This window comes from Bosea sp. 124, assembly GCF_003046175.1.
Classification (GTDB): domain Bacteria; phylum Pseudomonadota; class Alphaproteobacteria; order Rhizobiales; family Beijerinckiaceae; genus Allobosea.
In genome coordinates this window covers 3,571,634-3,587,473 of the sequence record NZ_PZZM01000001.1, presented here as the reverse complement: position 1 = coordinate 3,587,473, position 15,840 = coordinate 3,571,634, and the positions used below count along the sequence as shown (strand labels likewise).

At 67.0% G+C, this 15,840-nt stretch carries 17 protein-coding genes; 13 read left to right on the top strand and 4 right to left on the bottom strand.

The genetic code is table 11. The annotated features are described in order from the left end of the window. The first annotated feature begins 51 nt into the window (after positions 1–51). Positions 52–696: a YHS domain-containing (seleno)protein gene (locus tag C8D03_RS16950; RefSeq protein WP_146170215.1), complete on the top strand. Its 645-nt coding sequence runs from the start codon at positions 52–54 to the stop codon at positions 694–696. Between the two features lie 24 nt (positions 697–720). Here C8D03_RS16950 and C8D03_RS16945 read toward each other — a convergent pair whose 3' ends face one another. Beyond that, positions 721–1,599 (bottom strand): 3'(2'),5'-bisphosphate nucleotidase CysQ family protein, encoded by an 879-nt coding sequence (locus C8D03_RS16945; RefSeq protein ID WP_108047921.1) that lies wholly within the window; start codon positions 1,597–1,599, stop codon positions 721–723. A gap of 138 nt (positions 1,600–1,737) precedes the next feature. On the opposite strand from C8D03_RS16945, the gene chpT reads away from it, so the two are divergent. The 6 genes from chpT (at position 1,738) to C8D03_RS16915 (ending at position 8,112) form a co-directional block, all read left to right on the top strand. Continuing rightward, the gene (gene chpT / locus C8D03_RS16940; protein WP_108047919.1) at positions 1,738–2,379 is read left to right on the top strand and encodes a histidine phosphotransferase ChpT; all 642 of its coding nucleotides are present in this window, start codon (positions 1,738–1,740) and stop codon (positions 2,377–2,379) included. A 113-nt stretch (positions 2,380–2,492) separates the two neighbouring features. Continuing rightward, positions 2,493–5,117: a hybrid sensor histidine kinase/response regulator gene (locus tag C8D03_RS16935; protein WP_108047917.1), complete on the top strand. Its 2,625-nt coding sequence runs from the start codon at positions 2,493–2,495 to the stop codon at positions 5,115–5,117. Further along, on the top strand, positions 5,114–5,623 hold the full coding sequence (locus C8D03_RS16930) for a chemotaxis protein CheW (protein WP_108047915.1): 510 nt from the start codon (positions 5,114–5,116) through the stop codon (positions 5,621–5,623). The genes C8D03_RS16935 and C8D03_RS16930 overlap by 4 nt, the downstream gene beginning before the upstream one ends. Before the next feature lie 30 nt (positions 5,624–5,653). Next, entirely contained in the window at positions 5,654–6,019 is a 366-nt protein-coding gene (locus C8D03_RS16925; protein WP_108047913.1) for a response regulator, read from the top strand. Between the two features lie 96 nt (positions 6,020–6,115). Then, the gene (gene cheB / locus C8D03_RS16920; protein WP_108047911.1) at positions 6,116–7,231 is read left to right on the top strand and encodes a chemotaxis-specific protein-glutamate methyltransferase CheB; all 1,116 of its coding nucleotides are present in this window, start codon (positions 6,116–6,118) and stop codon (positions 7,229–7,231) included. After that, a complete protein-coding gene (locus tag C8D03_RS16915) occupies positions 7,228–8,112 on the top strand; it encodes a CheR family methyltransferase (protein ID WP_108047910.1) in 885 nt (294 codons plus the stop codon). The genes cheB and C8D03_RS16915 overlap by 4 nt, the downstream gene beginning before the upstream one ends. A gap of 151 nt (positions 8,113–8,263) precedes the next feature. Here C8D03_RS16915 and ctrA read toward each other — a convergent pair whose 3' ends face one another. Beyond that, positions 8,264–8,965, bottom strand: coding sequence for a response regulator transcription factor CtrA (ctrA, locus tag C8D03_RS16910; RefSeq protein ID WP_103873732.1), 702 nt, complete (start codon positions 8,963–8,965; stop codon positions 8,264–8,266). 346 nt (positions 8,966–9,311) lie between these two features. Between ctrA and fliI the strand changes: the two genes are divergently transcribed. After that, on the top strand, positions 9,312–10,652 hold the full coding sequence (gene fliI, locus C8D03_RS16905) for a flagellar protein export ATPase FliI (RefSeq protein ID WP_108047908.1): 1,341 nt from the start codon (positions 9,312–9,314) through the stop codon (positions 10,650–10,652). A 3-nt stretch (positions 10,653–10,655) separates the two neighbouring features. Here fliI and C8D03_RS16900 read toward each other — a convergent pair whose 3' ends face one another. Continuing rightward, on the bottom strand, positions 10,656–11,870 hold the full coding sequence (locus tag C8D03_RS16900; RefSeq protein WP_181301050.1) for an MFS transporter: 1,215 nt from the start codon (positions 11,868–11,870) through the stop codon (positions 10,656–10,658). Between the two features lie 249 nt (positions 11,871–12,119). Between C8D03_RS16900 and fliJ the strand changes: the two genes are divergently transcribed. Both fliJ and C8D03_RS16890 read left to right on the top strand, forming a co-directional pair. Further along, the gene (fliJ, locus tag C8D03_RS16895) at positions 12,120–12,524 is read left to right on the top strand and encodes a flagellar export protein FliJ (protein WP_108047904.1); all 405 of its coding nucleotides are present in this window, start codon (positions 12,120–12,122) and stop codon (positions 12,522–12,524) included. Positions 12,525–12,653: 129 nt separating this feature from the next. Then, on the top strand, positions 12,654–12,968 hold the full coding sequence (locus tag C8D03_RS16890) for a hypothetical protein (RefSeq protein WP_108047902.1): 315 nt from the start codon (positions 12,654–12,656) through the stop codon (positions 12,966–12,968). A gap of 5 nt (positions 12,969–12,973) precedes the next feature. On the opposite strand, the gene C8D03_RS16885 is transcribed toward C8D03_RS16890, so the two are convergent. Next, the gene (locus C8D03_RS16885) at positions 12,974–13,588 is read right to left on the bottom strand and encodes a GNAT family N-acetyltransferase (RefSeq protein ID WP_108047901.1); all 615 of its coding nucleotides are present in this window, start codon (positions 13,586–13,588) and stop codon (positions 12,974–12,976) included. Positions 13,589–13,708: 120 nt separating this feature from the next. On the opposite strand from C8D03_RS16885, the gene C8D03_RS16880 reads away from it, so the two are divergent. From C8D03_RS16880 to C8D03_RS16870, 3 genes are all read left to right on the top strand, one after another. After that, positions 13,709–14,134: a hypothetical protein gene (locus C8D03_RS16880; RefSeq protein WP_108047899.1), complete on the top strand. Its 426-nt coding sequence runs from the start codon at positions 13,709–13,711 to the stop codon at positions 14,132–14,134. A 92-nt stretch (positions 14,135–14,226) separates the two neighbouring features. Further along, positions 14,227–14,610 (top strand): CopM family metallochaperone, encoded by a 384-nt coding sequence (gene copM / locus C8D03_RS16875; protein WP_108047897.1) that lies wholly within the window; start codon positions 14,227–14,229, stop codon positions 14,608–14,610. A 141-nt stretch (positions 14,611–14,751) separates the two neighbouring features. After that, positions 14,752–15,789, top strand: a complete 1,038-nt coding sequence (locus tag C8D03_RS16870; protein ID WP_108047895.1) for a lysylphosphatidylglycerol synthase transmembrane domain-containing protein — start codon at positions 14,752–14,754, stop codon at positions 15,787–15,789. The last annotated feature ends 51 nt before the right edge of the window (positions 15,790–15,840 follow it).

Genomic DNA, 15,840 nt, shown 5'->3' with positions numbered 1-15,840 from the left:
CCGACCCGGGCGATCCGGCGGAATCCGAACTCCAGGCACGATGCTGCGCAAATGCGAACCAGTTCCGTAACCAGTTTGATACCCTCGAAAGTGTATCCAACCCGTGAAGATTGCAGGGCGGACTCAGGGTCCGCCGGCAGCACACGCTCAGGATTTGCCGCGATGAAGGCTGGAACATGGCAGCGACGGATTTCCGTTGCCAATCGAATGGTGGTCATCGGCGCGCTCGCCGTGGCGGCTTTCACAACACCCGCCTTCGCCACCACGCCCGGCTTGCCCGCGGGCCTGCCCGAGCTGCCCTCGCTTGACGAGGGCATGCAGCGCGACCCGCATTCGGGCCTCGCCTTGCGGGGTTATGATCCCGTTGCCTATCGAATCGAGAAGCACGCGATGTCCGGGCACCCGGACTACGAGATCGTCCATCAAGGTGCCGTCTGGCGCTTCGTCTCCGCCGCCAACCGCGAGGCGTTCCGCGATGCGCCCGACATCTACGAACCCGCCTTTGACGGCTTCGACGCGTCGGCTGTCGCCGAAGGTCGCGCCGTCGATACCGATCCGCGCCAATTCGCCGTGATCGGCTCGCGGCTGTTCCTGTTCCGCACGCCGGAGAACCGCCGCAGCTTCGTCGAGGACGCGAATCTCCTCAAAACGGCTGAAACGAAATGGGACGATGTCTCGCGGAGCATCGCCCGCTGAGGCGGACGGGCTGCGCCGGTTGGCTCAGCCCGCGGCGGCGGCAGCCACCGCGCGCCGGGCCAGGGCCTCGCTCGACGCGGCGATGAAGGGCGGGTTGCGATAGTCGCGATCAATCCGGCCATAGCTGGGGGTCGTGCCGTCCAGCATCAGGATGATCCCCCCGGCGGCACGCAGGATCACGTCGCCGGCCGCAATGTCCCATTCCATGGTCGGGCCGCCGCGCACATGCAGATCGGCCTCGCCCGAAGCGAGCAGGCCGAATTTGACGGCCGAGGACATCGGCACCGTGGTGGTGGAGCCCAATGCGGCCGCGACGGCGTCGCTCAGCCGGTCGCCATGGAAGCGGCTGACCAGCGTCGCCGGCCCCTCGGCCGGCAAAGCGCGCACGGCGATCCGGCGCGCCTCGCCGATCGTGGCGCCGTCAGGCGTCAGGCCCTGCGCGAAGGCGTCCTCCCCCGCAAACCAGAGCCGGCCGCTGGCCGGCGCGGCGATCGCGCCCGCAATCGGCCTCTCGCCGCAGATCACAGCGATAGCGACGCAATAGCTGTCGCCGCCGGCCAGGAACTCTCGCGTACCGTCGAGCGGGTCGAGCAGGATGAAGACGGGCGCGGGCGCGACGGCCGAGGCGCTCTCCTCGCTGACCACCGGGATACCCGGCAGAAGCCGCGCCAATGCCTGCTTGGCCGCATGATCGGCCGCCATGTCGGCCGAGCAGACCGGCGAGCCGTCCGGCTTGATCGTCACGTCGCGCGCGGCTCGCATCGCCAAGAGAACGGCGCCGCTGAGGCGGGCCGCCTCCGCCAAACATCGTGCCAGTTCGTTCCGGTCGGCAAGGCGCGAATCCCCCTGGCCCGGCGTCTCCTGACGCTCGTTCGCCTGGTGTGCATGCCCCTGGGCCGTCATCACTGCAACTCGTCCTTCGCTTCGCCTGGCCGGATATGTGGGCTTAACCACATGAAAACCAAGATGCCATCATATCTCAGGGCAACGGCGTCCATTCCGCCCAGAGCGCCACGCAGCAATGACCCCAGGACATGCCCCATGACCGCCATCTCGCTCGAGCCGCTCGACCTGGCCGCGCTTCTCTGCAGCCGCGTCTGCCATGACGTGATCAGCCCGGTCGGGGCCATTGTCAACGCGCTGGAGGTGCTGGAGGAGGACGATCCTTCGATGCGCGACTTCGCGCTCGAACTGATCAAGAAAAGCGCCCGCAACGCCTCGGCCCGGCTGCAATTCGCCAGGCTCGCCTTCGGCGCCGCCGGCTCGGCCGGCGCGATGATCGACATCGGCGACGCCGGCAATGTCGCGAATGGCTTCCTCAACGACGAGAAGCTCTCGCTCGACTGGGATGCGCCCCGGGCCCTGCTGCCGAAGAACCAGGTCAAGCTCCTGCTCAACCTGCTGGTTCTGGCAGCCCAGGCCATCCCGCGCGGCGGCAAGCTGGTTTCGCGGGCGACAGTCGAGGGCGAACAGGGCAGCTTCACGATCACCGCAACGGGTTCGCATGCGCGCATTCCAGCCCATGTCGAGGAGCTGATCGCCGGCCGCTCGGAGACCGGGACGATTGACGCGCATGCCGTCCAGCCGCTCTACACCGGGATGGTCGCCCGTGCCGCCGGAATGGTCATCGCCTTCGCGATCGACGGCGACACCGTCACGATCACCGCGAATAAAGCGGCGTGAAACGGCACAGCCGCTGAATAATCGCGGCTTTCGTCTTGATCTCAACCGATCATAAACCCTTCTGCTGCTTAGATTGATGCAGTGTGTTGTCGCGTTGAGTGGTGGTCCCCCGTATGGACGACTTGCTGCAAGAGTTCCTGACCGAGACCGGCGAGAATCTCGACACGGTCGATCGGGAACTCGTGCGCTTTGAGCAGGAACCGAACAACCGCGACATCCTGCGCAACATCTTTCGCCTGGTTCACACCGTCAAAGGCACCTGCGGCTTCATCGGCCTGCCGCGCCTCGAGGCGCTGACCCACGCTGCAGAATCCGTGATCGGGCAGTTCCGCGACGGCGCCGGCGTGAGCGCCATGGCCGTCACCGCGATCCTGGAGACGATCGACCGCGTCAAGGACATCCTTTCCGAGCTCGCCGAGAAGGGTGAGGAGCCGCCCGGCAACGACGAGAACCTGATCCGCGAACTCGACATCCTCGCGCAATATGCCAAGGCCGAGCTCGAACAGAAGCAGCCGCCGCCGGCCGACATCTCCGACCCCGTCTCCGCCTATCTCGCACGCCACGCCGCCCCGGCGGCCGGGACGCCGACCGAGGATGGGCTCGATCTCGTCTTCCGCAACGCGCCGGGCCCGCAGCGCGGACGCGACGGCCGTATCGAGCAGGCCGAGCTCGGCGACGACACGGCGACCCGCGAGGTCCGTCCCGTCGGCCCGGCCACGCTGCGCGTCAATGTCGAAACGATCGAGCATCTGATGACGATGGTCTCGGAGCTGGTGCTGACACGCAACCAGCTCCTTGAAATCGCGCGCAAGCAGGAAGATAACGGCCTCAAGACCCCGCTGCAGCGCCTCTCGCTGATCACCGCGGAGCTGCAGGAAGGCGTCATGAAGACGCGGATGCAGCCGATCGGCAATGCCTGGTCGAAGCTGCCCCGCATCGTGCGCGATCTCGGTGGCGAACTCGACAAGCGCATCGAGCTTGTCACCGAGGGCGCCGAGACGGAGCTCGACCGGCAGATCCTCGACCTGATCAAGGATCCCCTGATGCACATGGTCCGCAATTGCGCCGACCATGCGATCGAGACCCCGGCCGAACGCCTCGCCGCAGGCAAGTCCGAGCATGGCACGATCCGCCTCGCCGCCTATCACGAGGGCGGCTCCGTCACCATCCTGGTGTCGGATGACGGCCGCGGCCTCGATATCGAGCGCATCCGGCGCAAGGCGATCCAGCAGGGCCTTGCCACCGAAGGCGAGACCGAGCGCATGACCGACGCCCAGGTCAGTCGCTTCATCTTCCATCCCGGCTTCTCGACCACCGACAGCGTCACCGCCATTTCCGGGCGCGGCGTCGGCATGGACGTGGTCAAGGTCAATGTCGATGCCATCGGCGGCCTGATCGACATCGCCAGCAAGCCGGGCCTCGGCACGACGATCACGATCAAAATCCCGCTCACGCTTGCGATCGTCGCGGCGCTGATCGTGGTTGCCGGCGACCAGCGTTTCGCCATCCCGCAGATCGTCGTCCGCGAACTCGTCCGCGTGAAAGCCGGCGCCGACCATCGGATCGAGGAGATCAACGGCGCGCCGATCCTGCGGCTGCGCGGCCGCCTGCTGCCGATCATCGCGCTGTCGGGGCTGATGGGTACGGCCGAAGCCTCGCTCGACGACGGCTTCATCGTCGTCACGCAGATCGGCGAACGGCAGTTCGGCATTCTCGTCGACGGCGTCTTCCACACCGAGGAAATCGTCGTCAAGCCGATGTCGAGCAAGCTTCGGCACATCCCGATCTTCTCGGGCAACACGATTCTCGGCGATGGCGCCGTCGTCCTGATCGTCGACCCCAACGGCGTGGCGGGCCTCGTCGGCGCCGCGGGAAGCGGCGACGCGTTTCACGGCGAGGCGCCGTTGGCCGCCATCGCCCCCGCGAGCGAGAAGACCACCGTGCTGGTGTTCAAGGCCGGCGCCGACGGGCTCAGGGCCGTGCCGCTCTCGCTCGTCACGCGCCTCGAGGAGGTCGACGCCGCGCTGTTCCAGAGCGGCAGCGGTCGCATTCTGCTGCATTATCGCGACCGGCTCGTGCCGGTCGTACCGGTCGGCGAGACGGAGATTCGCAGGCAGGGGCTGCAACCGCTCGTCATCATCTCCGAAGGCGAGCTGACGGTCGCCCTGGCAGTCGATGCGATCGTCGACATCGTCGACGAGGTGCTCGACATCGAGATGGCGACCGCGCAGGACAAGGGCATCGTCGGCTCGGCGATGATCCGCGGGCGCGCCACGGACATCATCGACCTCGCCCACTACCTGCCGATGCAGGAGCGCGGCTGGCGCCAGGCGGGTTACGACCGCGCCGATCCATCGGCCCCGGCGCAGATTCTTCTCGTCGAACCCTCGGCCTTCCTGCGCGACATGCTCACGCCCGTGCTCAAGGCCTCCGGACATCGCATCGCCGTCGCCACCGCCTTCGAGACCGCTCGCCAGCAACTGGCCGGCAGCGCCATCAGCGTCGTCCTGATCGATATCGACGGCGACATCGACGGTGCCTTCGCCTTTGCCGCGGCGCTGCGCGCCGGGCCGGGTGGCGAGCGCCTGCGGCTCATCGGCATGACGACGCTGGTGACGCCCGATCTGCATATGCGCGCCAGCCAGGAGCGCATGGACGAGGTCGTCGCCAAATTCGACCGCCGTGCCCTGCTGGGCGAACTCGCCGAGCGCAGGCCCGGCATCAGGGAGGCGGCATGACGTTTCACCAGACAGATCGCAGCCTCACGGTAGATGCCTCCGTTGGCACCTTCGACTCGCTCGACTACGTCACCGTGATGATCGGCGACCAGATTCTCGGGCTGCCGATCGGCCGCGTGCACGACGTCTTCATCACCAACCGCATCACACTCGTGCCGCGCGCGCCGTCCGAGATCATCGGCCTGCTCAATCTGCGCGGCCGCATCGTCACCGCGATCTGCCTGCGCCGGCGCCTCGGGCGACCGGTCACCCTCAAGCAAGACAGAGAGGGCAAGACGGAGCTGGTCGCCGTCGGCATCGACCATGAGGGCGAGGCCTATGCCCTGATCGTGGACGCCGTCGGCGAAGTGATGCGGCTCGATCAATCCACCTTCGAACCGACCCCGGTTCACCTGGACCGGGGCTGGGCGGCCCTCGCAACGGGCGTTCACCGCCTGGAAGACCGCCTGCTCGTCGTTCTCGACGTCGACGCCATTCTCGCACTTGACCTGCAAGCCGCGGCCTGACGCGTCGCCGTACCGATCTGGAGATTGACCATGAAATACTGTCTCGTCGTCGACGACTCGGCCGTGATCCGCAAGGTCGCCCGCCGCATTCTGGAGGGCCTCCAGTTCCGCATCACGGAAGCCGAGGACGGCGCCCGTGCCATCGACGCCTGCAAGGGCGAGATGCCCGATGCCGTCCTGCTCGACTGGAACATGCCGATCATGGACGGCTACGACTTCCTGCGCACGCTGCGCCAGATGCCGGGTGGCAAGCGCCCCAAGGTCGTGTTCTGCACCACGGAGAACGACATCGCCCACATCGCGCGGGCCATGCATGCAGGCGCCGACGAATACATCATGAAGCCGTTCGACAAGGAGATCGTCGCCTCCAAGTTCCATCAGGTCGGGCTGCTTTGAGCGAAGCCGCCACCAGGCCGCGGATCGGCACAGCGCTTCGGGCTTGCCGGTCGCAGAGCTGACGATGACAGGGCGGCGCAGCAGAATGTGTGACGCATGAGCAGACCTTCGCCGGCCGGCGCAGGAAGCGCCCAGAGGCACAAGACGGTCGTGATCGCCGATGATTCGGTCGTCGTGCGCGGCCTCTTCGCGCGCTGGCTCGGCGAGAGCGGACAGTTCCATCTCGTCGCCGTCGCGGGCGATGGCGAGACCGCGGTCGCCCATGCCGGGCGCTTCAAGCCTGACGTGATGGTGCTCGACCTCGACATGCCGGGCGTCGATGGCGCGACCGCGCTGCCCCAGATCCTCAAGGAAAGCCCCCATACCGGCATTCTGCTGGCGACCACGCTGACCGAGCGCAACACGCGAATCGCACTCGAATGCATGACCAAGGGCGCGATGGATGTCGTCTCCAAGCCCGACAGCCGCAGCGGCCTGACCCTGTCCCTAGATTTCCGCAGCGAATTCCTGCTCAAGCTCGGAAACATCGCCCAGACCCGCGTCAGGCCGGGCGGCCTGCCACCGGATCTCGATGTCGATTTCACGCCGGCCGGTCCGGCCAGCCTGCGCCAGATCGTCTCGGCCGTGCCGCGCTATCTCGTCATCGGCGCCTCGACCGGCGGCCCGCGCGCCGTGGCCAGGGTGCTCTTTGACATCGGCGAGGCCCTGCAGGATCTAACCACGATCATCGTGCAGCACATGCCTCCCCTATTCACGGCCTCCTTCGCCGAACAGATCGCGAGCTATATCGGCATCCCCGCGCGCGAGCCCTTCGACGGCGAGCGCCTCGGCCGCGGCACAATCTATGTCGCGCCCGGCGGCCGCCATCTCGGCATCGACCGACGGCTCGGCCATATCGCGGCGAGCATCAGCGACGGCCCGCCGGTCAGGTTCTGCCGCCCCGCCGTCGACGTGCTGTTCAACGACGCCGCCCGCCATCTCGGCCCGGCCGCCCTGGGCCTCGTGCTGACCGGCATGGGTGCGGACGGCACGGAGGGCGCGGGCGCGCTGCGTCGCGCCGGCGCCGCCGTGATCGCGCAGGACGAGCTCACCAGCACCATCTGGGGCATGCCCGGCTCGGTGGTGCGGGCGCAGCATGCCAGCGCCGTGATCCCGCTCGACGAAATCGGCCCGGCGATCCGCGGCCTCGTGCGTGCCGGTCAGCCCTCATGACGGACGCCGATTTCAACTTCCTGCGCCTGCTCCTGCATCTGCGCTCCGGGCTCTCGCTCAGCCTGGAAAAGCGCTATCTCGCCGAGAGCCGGCTCGGCATCCTGTGCCGGCGGCGCGGCATCGACGGCATCGAGACGCTGGTCGCACAATTGCGTCAGGGCAGCGACGCCTCGCTGGAGAACGCCGTCATCGAGGCGATGACGACGAACGAAACGCTGTTCTTCCGCGACCAGACGCCGTTCGAATTGTTCCGCAACGTGATCTTGCCGGAGAAGCTGGCCTCCAATGCGGCGACGCGGTCCCTGCGCATCTGGTGCGCGGCGGTCTCGACCGGCCAGGAGGCCTATTCGCTGGCGATGATCCTGGACGAGATGGCCGCCCGTCTCGCCGGCTGGAATATCCGCATCATCGGCACGGACATCTCCGGCGAAGTGCTGGAGCGAGCCCGCACTGGCATCTACAGCCAGTTCGAGATTCAGCGCGGCCTGCCGATCCAGATGCTGCTGAAGCATTTCCATCAGCAGGGCGACAAATGGCAGGTCTCGGACCGCCTGCGCGCGATGGTGGAATTGAAGCAGCACAACCTGCTCGATCCCAACGCCCATCTCGGTCAGTTCGACGTGATCTTCTGCCGCAACGTGCTGATCTATTTCGATGTGCCGACCAAGGCGAAGGTTCTGGCCGCGCTCGCACCGCGGCTGGCGCCGGAAGGCGCCGTCGTCCTCGGTGCAGCCGAGACGGTCATCGGCATCACCACGACGATCGTCCCCGACCGGCAGCATCGCGGGCTCTATCGCGAGCGCCGTTCCGCCAGCGCACAGGCGGCTAACATGTCCCTGCCCATCGAGCCGGTTCTCGCCCAGGGCAGCGCCCGGTTCTGACGGCCATAGCCGATGCCCGGAAACTCCGGCCAAACAAAAACCCCGCCTCTCGGCGGGGTCCCCGTCAACCTGTCGTGTACATCCGACGATCAGGTTGCGATCTTCATGTCATCGGAACATGACCGCCCTGTGACGGCCGCCCGACCCGGCATCAGGCCGGGATGCGTTCCTCGACTTCGGACGGCTCGCGCAGCACATAGCCGCGGCCCCAGACCGTCTCGATGTAGTTCTTGCCATCCGACGCATTCGCCAGCTTCTTGCGGAGCTTGCAGATGAAGACGTCGATGATCTTGAGTTCGGGCTCGTCCATACCGCCATAAAGGTGGTTCAGGAACATTTCCTTGGTCAGGGTCGTGCCCTTGCGGAGCGAGAGCAGCTCCAGCATCTGGTATTCCTTGCCGGTCAGGTGAACGCGGGCGGCGTCGACCTCCACGGTCTTGGTGTCGAGATTGACGACGAGGTCCCCCGTCGTGATGACCGACTGTGCGTGGCCCTTCGAGCGGCGCACGATGGCGTGGATGCGGGCGACGAGCTCGTCTTTATGGAACGGCTTGGTCAGGTAGTCGTCGGCGCCGAAGCCCAGGCCCTTGACCTTGTCCTCGATGCCGGCGAGGCCCGACAGGATCAGGATCGGGGTCTTGACCTTGGCGACGCGCAGAGAGCGAAGCACCTCGTAGCCGGACATGTCAGGCAGGTTCAGGTCGAGCAGGATGATGTCGTAGTCGTAGAGCTTGCCGAGATCGACGCCCTCTTCACCGAGATCCGTCGTATAGACGTTGAAGCTCTCGGATTTGAGCATCAGCTCGATCGACTGGGCGGTCGCGCTATCGTCCTCGATCAGCAGAACCCGCATGTCAACGTCCCCAATTTCGCCCGCAGGCAAGCCGACCTGAGTGATTCGCCCGGACCCGCACGGTCTTGAGCGAGAAGGCGCTTGCCCGATGAAACTTCACGCGACACGCTACGGGCACAATGGTTAACAAACCGTGATTCCCGTGCGCAAGCGCTTCCTGGGAGAAATACGACGATCCTTGTCGAGGTGAGTCGAATTTGACACGGATCGTTTCGCTGTTCGCCCGCGAAATTGCCTTTCGCGGAGACTGCCTCGAAGAACCGGGTCGAAATGACCCCGTACCGCGACGCAGCCTCGAAACACAGTGTTAATCACTCGGGTAAATGAAAGGTTTACGGAAGCAGTCATGAACAGCGCCGCGCATGGCCACGATCGCCTCTCCGGCCTCGCCTCCACGATCGCGGGGCTTGACTCGCTGACCGTGTACGGCCGGGTCGTCGCCGTGCGCGGCCTGCTCGTCGAGATCGCCGGGCCGATCGGCGCCATGAGCCTGGGCGGCCGCGTCGAAATCGAGATCGCACCGGGCAGCCGCGTCCCCTGCGAGGTGATCGGCTTTTCGGGCGAAAAGGCGCTGGTGATGCCCTATGGCGGGCTCGATGGCGTGCGCCGCGGCTGCCCCGCCTATGTCGACAAGACCCCGCCCGGCATCAGGCCGACCTCCGCCTGGCTAGGACGCGTCGTCGATGCGCTCGGCCGGCCGGTCGATGGCGGCCCTCCCCTGCCGCAGGGCGAGACCCTCTTCACCTTCCGCAACGACCCGCCGCCCGCCCATTCGCGCCAGCGCGTCGGCATGCCGCTCGATCTCGGCGTGAGGGCGCTGAACACCTTCCTGACCTGCTGCCTCGGCCAGCGCATGGGCATCTTCGCCGGCTCCGGCGTCGGTAAATCGGTGCTGCTCTCGATGCTCGCGCGCTATGCGCGCGCCGATGTCAACGTGATCGGCCTCGTCGGCGAGCGCGGCCGCGAGGTCCAGGAGTTCCTGCAGGACGATCTCGGAACGCAGGGCCTCGCCCGCTCCGTCGTCGTGGTCGCTACCTCCGACGAGCCGGCGCTGATGCGCAAGCAGGCCGCCATGACCACGCTCACCCTCGCCGAATATTTCCGCGACCAGGGCAAGCAGGTGATGTGCCTGATGGATTCGGTGACGCGCTTTGCCATGGCGATGCGCGAGATCGGCCTCGCGGCCGGCGAACCGCCGACCACCAAGGGTTATACGCCGACGGTCTTCGCCGAATTGCCGCGCCTGCTCGAACGCGCCGGTCCGGGCGTCGGAAGCGGTGCGATCACCGGCCTCTTCACCGTCCTCGTCGATGGCGGCGACCACGACGAACCCGTCGCCGACGCAGTACGCGGCATCCTCGACGGCCATATCGTGATGGAACGCTCGATCGCCGAGCGCGGGCGCTACCCGGCGATCAACGTGCTGAAATCGGTCTCGCGCACCATGCCACGCTCCTGCGACCCGGCCTTCTACCCGGTCGTCCAGAAGGCGCGTGCGACGCTCGCGACCTATGCCGACATGGAGGAGCTGATCCGGCTGGGCGCCTATCGGCAGGGCGCCTCGGCCGAGGTCGACGAGGCGATCCGCCTCAACCCCGCGCTCGAGGGCTTCCTGAAGCAGGCGAAGGACGACGCCACGCCGCTGGCCGAATGCTATGCCAGGCTCGCTGCGATCATGAACAGCTGATCGTCAGGACCGGCCGAGCCGCCGCATCAGCGCCGCCATCGCCAGCAGGGCGAAAACCTGGATCGCGGCGGACGCGATCAGCGCCACATCCCGCCCGAACTGCTCGATCATCACCGCGAAGAGCAGCGGCGCCGCTGCGAAGGCGAGGTTCTGCGGCACGGTCAGCCGGCCCATCATCGTGGCGAAGCCGCGCCGTCCGAACAGCGCGAGCGGCAGCGTCGCCCGGGCGACGGAAATCACGCCCATCGCCCCGCTGAAGCAGAGCACGAAGGCGACTGCCGCAACTTGCGACCCGGGCCCGAGCACCAGCAGAAAACAGGATAGCGGCCCGAGCATCAACCCGGCCAGCGCCGTCCGCTCCACCGGCAGCCGCTCCCCGATCATGGCGTCGACCAGCCGCGCCAGCAGCGTCGCCGGGCCGCTCAGCGCGGCGATGCCGACCGCCTCGGCCTGGCCGATGCCGGAGTTGTGCAACAGGTCGATCAGATGCAGCGGCAGGCCCCAGGACACCAGCCCGCTCGCCGAGAAGACCACCGCGACGAGCCAGAATGCCGCACGGCGATGCTGCGGCGGCACGCGCTCCCTGTCGGCCTCGAGCTCGGCTCCGGGCGGCACGGCCTTGGCGATTTCGGCATCGGGCCTGTGCCGGCGCGGGACCGCGGCATAGATCGGCAGCACGATGACGATCTGCATCGCGGCGAAGATCAGCCAGGTCGCCCGCCAGCCCCAGGCTTCGGAGAGCAGCGCCGCCAGCGGCCAGAACACAGACGAGGACAGCCCGGTCGCGAGCATCATCAGGCCGAGCACCCGCCTCGTGCGCGAGCCCATCAACTGGGCCACCGTGACGCTGCCAACATTCGCCAGCGAAAAGGCATGCCCGACACCGATGACGACCCAGCTCGCGAGATAGCTGACCGGCCCCTGCGCCGCGCCCAGCAACGCCAGCCCGATCGCGCAGACCACGGCGCCGATGCACATCGCCCGGCGCGTGCCCTCGCGGTCGAGATGGCGGCCGACGGCCGGGGCGAGGGCAGCCCCCGTCACCAGCAGGATGGTGATGCCGCCGAACAGCACGGTGATGTCGAGCCCGAGATCGCGCCCGATGTCGCGCGCCAGCACAGAGGGCGCATAGAATGTCGTGCCCCAGCCGATGATGCGCGTGACGACGAGACCGCAGATCAGCAGTCCATGCTCCGGAAGGCGCGGCAAGGCTGGCAAGGCGAGGATCCACGGGCGGGACGCAGGACGATGCTGCGGGTCGTGATGCAGGCGACAGCTACTAGACCGCCCCGTCCGCAGGCGTCAGCAGCCCGGGCGCGGCTGCGCCATGCGTCAAAAGCAGCGGTTTTCGGTAAGGAACGGTCAACCTCCTTGCGCCATTGTGCTTTTTGTCTCGCGGTATGGAGTTCCGGTCGCGCGCCGAGGGGTCGGCGTTCGATCGATGCGTAATCAGGAGTTGGAAACGACATGAAGTCGCGAGAGACACTTTTGCGTCTCAAACGCTTCCAGGTGGATGAAAAACGCCGCCGGGTAAGCCAGATCGAGATGATGATCGCCGATTTTCATCGCATGGCGACCGACCTGGATCGTGAAATCCAGAGCGAGGAAGCGCGGGCCGGCATTTCCGACCCTGCCCATTTCGCCTATCCGACCTATGCCAAGGCCGCGCTGGGCCGTCGCGACAATCTGCGTCAGTCCGCCGACAATCTGAAGGGTCAGCTCGACGACGCCAAGGCCGAGCTGCAGGAAGCCTTCGAGGACATGAAGAAGGTCGAGATTCTCGACGACCGCGAGCGGGCCACTGAGCGCGCAGCCGAAGCCGCCCGCGACCAGGCGATGATGGATTCGATCGGCCTGCGCCCGCGCGCCTGACCGGCCGCGTCCAATCGGTAAACCGACCGAAGCGTCGCGGCCGGTTTGCGTTGATGCCAGAGCGGGATGCGAAGAAGCGGGAACCGGCTTTTCGCCTGAATCCGGCTTTGCCCTCTTGATGAGAGCCGGATGAGCGACATCGCCATTCGCATGGACGGCCTCATCCTGCTGGCCGTCCTTGCGGCCAGCGCAGCGATCTACGGTCTGATCGCCCTGCTGGCCTGGGCTACCGCGCTGGCACGGCCGGCGATGGCAGCCCGTCCTCGCAAAATCGCCCGATCCAGCGCCCTGATGGGGCTCTCGACGCTTGCCGGCTTTGCAGCGCTCTTCACCCTCTGGGCCAGCGGCAGCCCGGTCCACCACGGCCCCAACTGGCTCGATGCGCTGGCATGGCCATGGCTGGCCCTGTTTGGCGCGGGTTGCTGGGGGCTGGCCCGCCTCTGACGTTGCTAGCCGATGACCGGATGATGCGGGGCGCAGTCGCGCCGCATCCGGCCGGCCAGCCGCGGATCGTCATCGACCTCGATCCCGCGCTTGAACACCACGAATCCCGAGCGCTGGTAGAATTCCGGCGCGCCCTGGTGGTCGAGCGTGCAGGTGTGCACCCAGAAGCGTGAGATCGGCTTCGCCCAGGCGAGCGCCAGCGCCCGGTTCATCAGCCAGCGCCCGGCCCCCTTGCCCAGCACGCGCTCATCGAGGCCGAAGAAGGCGAGCTCGGCTTCGCTCCCGACCCTGAAATCCAGTTCCAGCAGGCCGACATCAGCGCCCTCGTGCCGGACCACAAAGGTCTCGACGTTCGCATCGCCCAGGATCGCCTCGACCTCGCCGACAGGCTTGACCAGCCGGCTGAACCACATCCAGCGCTCGCCGAGCCGGCGATACATGGCGAGATAGCGTTCGACCTCGGCAGCGCCGATGCGCTCCAGCGCAAAGCCTTCGACGCCGGGCGGATCGGGCCGGACCGGCGGCGGCGCGAGCATCTCGAGCGATGTCACGATGGCGGCGATCTTGCCCGGCGGCAGATCGGTGGTGCCGGTGAGGCTGATGGTCAGCGTTGATGTCATCGCGTCATCTTCGGGAAACGGGCCGGTTGGAGAATCCGGCAGGTCTGTTCGGCAATCACGAATCTGAAAGAGCGCCGCGCCGCGATCATGACATGATCGCGGCGGAAAGATCATGACGCGATGAGGCACGGCATTCCTTCGATATCGGGACGGCGGCGGCGCGGCGGCGCGGCGCTCTGGCGTCTCGCGGCGGCGCTGGCGGTCATGCTGCTGGCGGTCCTGCCGCATGCAACGCTGGCCGCTTCCTCCCTCCATGCCACCGCCCCGGCCCGGTCGCCGGCCATGGCGAAACCCCACGCCCATCACGGCGCCCATCAGGCACAGTCACCGGCGCCCTGTCATGACGACGACAGCCAACCCGGCAAGGCCGGCCCTTCCATGCCGTCCTGCTGCATTCTCGGCTGCGGACTGCTCGGCTCGGCCCCGGCACTGGATGTCGAACCCCTGACGACAGGCTGGCAGCGTCTCATCCTGCACCAGGCCCGCGCCGTCGCCGAAGCCGGCCCGGAACCGGCCGAGCGACCGCCACGACGCGCGGCTCCCTGAAAAAGCCCCTCTGAACCCAACCGACATCGACGAGCGGTCGCCCGGGCCCGAACGGCCGGCGCGCCGCCATCTCCGAACCAGGGACAACACCCATGAATCGCCTGATCTCCACCGGCATCGCCTCTGCCTTCATCAGCCTGCTCGCGCTCGGCGGCCCTGCCCTCGCCCAGCAGCATCAGAGCCATTCCAGCCAGGCCGCCCCGGCCGCCAAGACCCGCGACAGTGTTGCGACCACGGCCTACAAGGCCGCGAACATGAAGATGCACAAGGACATGGACATCGCCTTCACCGGCGATGCCGATGCCGATTTCGTGCGCGGCATGATCCCGCATCATCAGGGCGCGATCGACATGGCGAAGGTCGTGCTCGCCCATGGCAAGGACCCCGCCCTGAAGACGCTCGCGACCGGCATCATCGCCGACCAGGAGAAGGAAATCGCGATGATGCGCGAGTGGCTGAAGACGAACGGCAAATAGCGCTCCCATCGCAGGCGGGCGGCGGCGACGCCGCTTGCCCTTGCCCCGGCCCACTGGCACACAGGCGAAGGCGCGCCGCCCCATCCCGGCGGATGGCGTGCCTTCGTCTTATCCGACGCCTCCTCGCAGCCCGCGGGTCTCATGAAACGCTATCTCGACTATCTCTGGCCGATCATCGGACTCGTCGCGGTCGTCTGGTCGGTCGATCTGCTCTGGGAGAAGCTCAAGGCCGAAGCGGGAACGGACGCCGCCATCGAGGCCCTGCTCGAGCAGGGCAGCTTCTGGGACAATCTGCGCATCGTCGCCAGCCGGATCGGCCAGAAGATCGCCGTCATTCCCACCGACGCCTTCCTGCACGCAGCGCTCGCGACCCTCGTCGCCTATGCCGCGCTGGCCTGGTACGACCGCATCGCCCTCATCCATATCGGCAAGGAGAAGGGCATCTCCTGGTTCTACATCTCGCTGTGCTCCTTCGTGACCTATGCGCTGTCGCACAATATCGGCGCCTCGGTTTTTTCCGGCGGCATGGTGCGTTATCGCGCCTATACGGCGAAGGGGCTGACGGCCGGCGAGGTCGCCGTGCTGGTGGCGCTGTGCTCCTTCACCTTCGCCTTCGGCACGATCCTGCTGATGGGGCTCGTGCTGATCTACGAGCCCGAAATCCTGCGCCCGCTCGGGCGGCTGTCGCGCTGGTTCACGATCGGCGACAGCACGGCGCGGCTGATCGGCGTCGGGATGCTCGGCTTCGTGGCGCTCTACACCATCGGTTCCTGGCTCAAGTTCAGGCCGTTCCGGATCGGCAGGTTCGAGGTCATCTATCCGCGGCTGCCGATCGTGGCGCGGCAATATCTCGCTGCGCCTCTGGAACTGGCGGGCGCCGCCGGCATCATCTATTTCGCCCTGCCCGCGCAGGGCAATCCGGGTTTCCTGATCGTGCTCGGTGCCTTCCTGCTGTCTTTCTCCGCCGGGCTCCTCAGCCAGGTTCCCGGCGGCGTCGGCGTCATGGAGGCGGTCTTCCTCGCCGTCATGCCGGGCATCCCGGCGCCTGCCGTCTTCGCCGCCCTGTTGGTCTGGAGGATGTTCTATCTCATCCTCCCGCTGGTGATCTCGCTGCCGGTCGTGCTCGCTTTCGAACGAGCCCAGCTCAAGCGCAACACCCGCATCGCGCCGCCGCCATAGGGCCTTCGCGCGGGCTTGAGCCCGGCATCTGGCGTTTCCCGGATCTTCGCT

Excerpts from the sequence above, each read along its gene's own strand:
- cheB (WP_108047911.1), top strand. The coding sequence starts at position 6,116 with ATGAGCAGACCTTCGCCGGCCGGCGCAGGAAGCGCCCAGAGGCACAAG.
- ctrA (WP_103873732.1), bottom strand. The coding sequence starts at position 8,965 with ATGCGGGTTCTGCTGATCGAGGACGATAGCGCGACCGCCCAGTCGATC.
- C8D03_RS16870 (WP_108047895.1), top strand. The coding sequence starts at position 14,752 with ATGAAACGCTATCTCGACTATCTCTGGCCGATCATCGGACTCGTCGCG.
- copM (WP_108047897.1), top strand. The coding sequence starts at position 14,227 with ATGAATCGCCTGATCTCCACCGGCATCGCCTCTGCCTTCATCAGCCTG.
- C8D03_RS16925 (WP_108047913.1), top strand. The coding sequence starts at position 5,654 with ATGAAATACTGTCTCGTCGTCGACGACTCGGCCGTGATCCGCAAGGTC.
- chpT (WP_108047919.1), top strand. The coding sequence starts at position 1,738 with ATGACCGCCATCTCGCTCGAGCCGCTCGACCTGGCCGCGCTTCTCTGC.
- C8D03_RS16915 (WP_108047910.1), top strand. The coding sequence starts at position 7,228 with ATGACGGACGCCGATTTCAACTTCCTGCGCCTGCTCCTGCATCTGCGC.
- C8D03_RS16935 (WP_108047917.1), top strand. The coding sequence starts at position 2,493 with ATGGACGACTTGCTGCAAGAGTTCCTGACCGAGACCGGCGAGAATCTC.
- C8D03_RS16880 (WP_108047899.1), top strand. The coding sequence starts at position 13,709 with ATGAGGCACGGCATTCCTTCGATATCGGGACGGCGGCGGCGCGGCGGC.
- fliJ (WP_108047904.1), top strand. The coding sequence starts at position 12,120 with ATGAAGTCGCGAGAGACACTTTTGCGTCTCAAACGCTTCCAGGTGGAT.
- C8D03_RS16950 (WP_146170215.1), top strand. The coding sequence starts at position 52 with ATGCGAACCAGTTCCGTAACCAGTTTGATACCCTCGAAAGTGTATCCA.
- C8D03_RS16885 (WP_108047901.1), bottom strand. The coding sequence starts at position 13,588 with ATGACATCAACGCTGACCATCAGCCTCACCGGCACCACCGATCTGCCG.
- fliI (WP_108047908.1), top strand. The coding sequence starts at position 9,312 with ATGAACAGCGCCGCGCATGGCCACGATCGCCTCTCCGGCCTCGCCTCC.
- C8D03_RS16890 (WP_108047902.1), top strand. The coding sequence starts at position 12,654 with ATGAGCGACATCGCCATTCGCATGGACGGCCTCATCCTGCTGGCCGTC.
- C8D03_RS16930 (WP_108047915.1), top strand. The coding sequence starts at position 5,114 with ATGACGTTTCACCAGACAGATCGCAGCCTCACGGTAGATGCCTCCGTT.
- C8D03_RS16945 (WP_108047921.1), bottom strand. The coding sequence starts at position 1,599 with ATGACGGCCCAGGGGCATGCACACCAGGCGAACGAGCGTCAGGAGACG.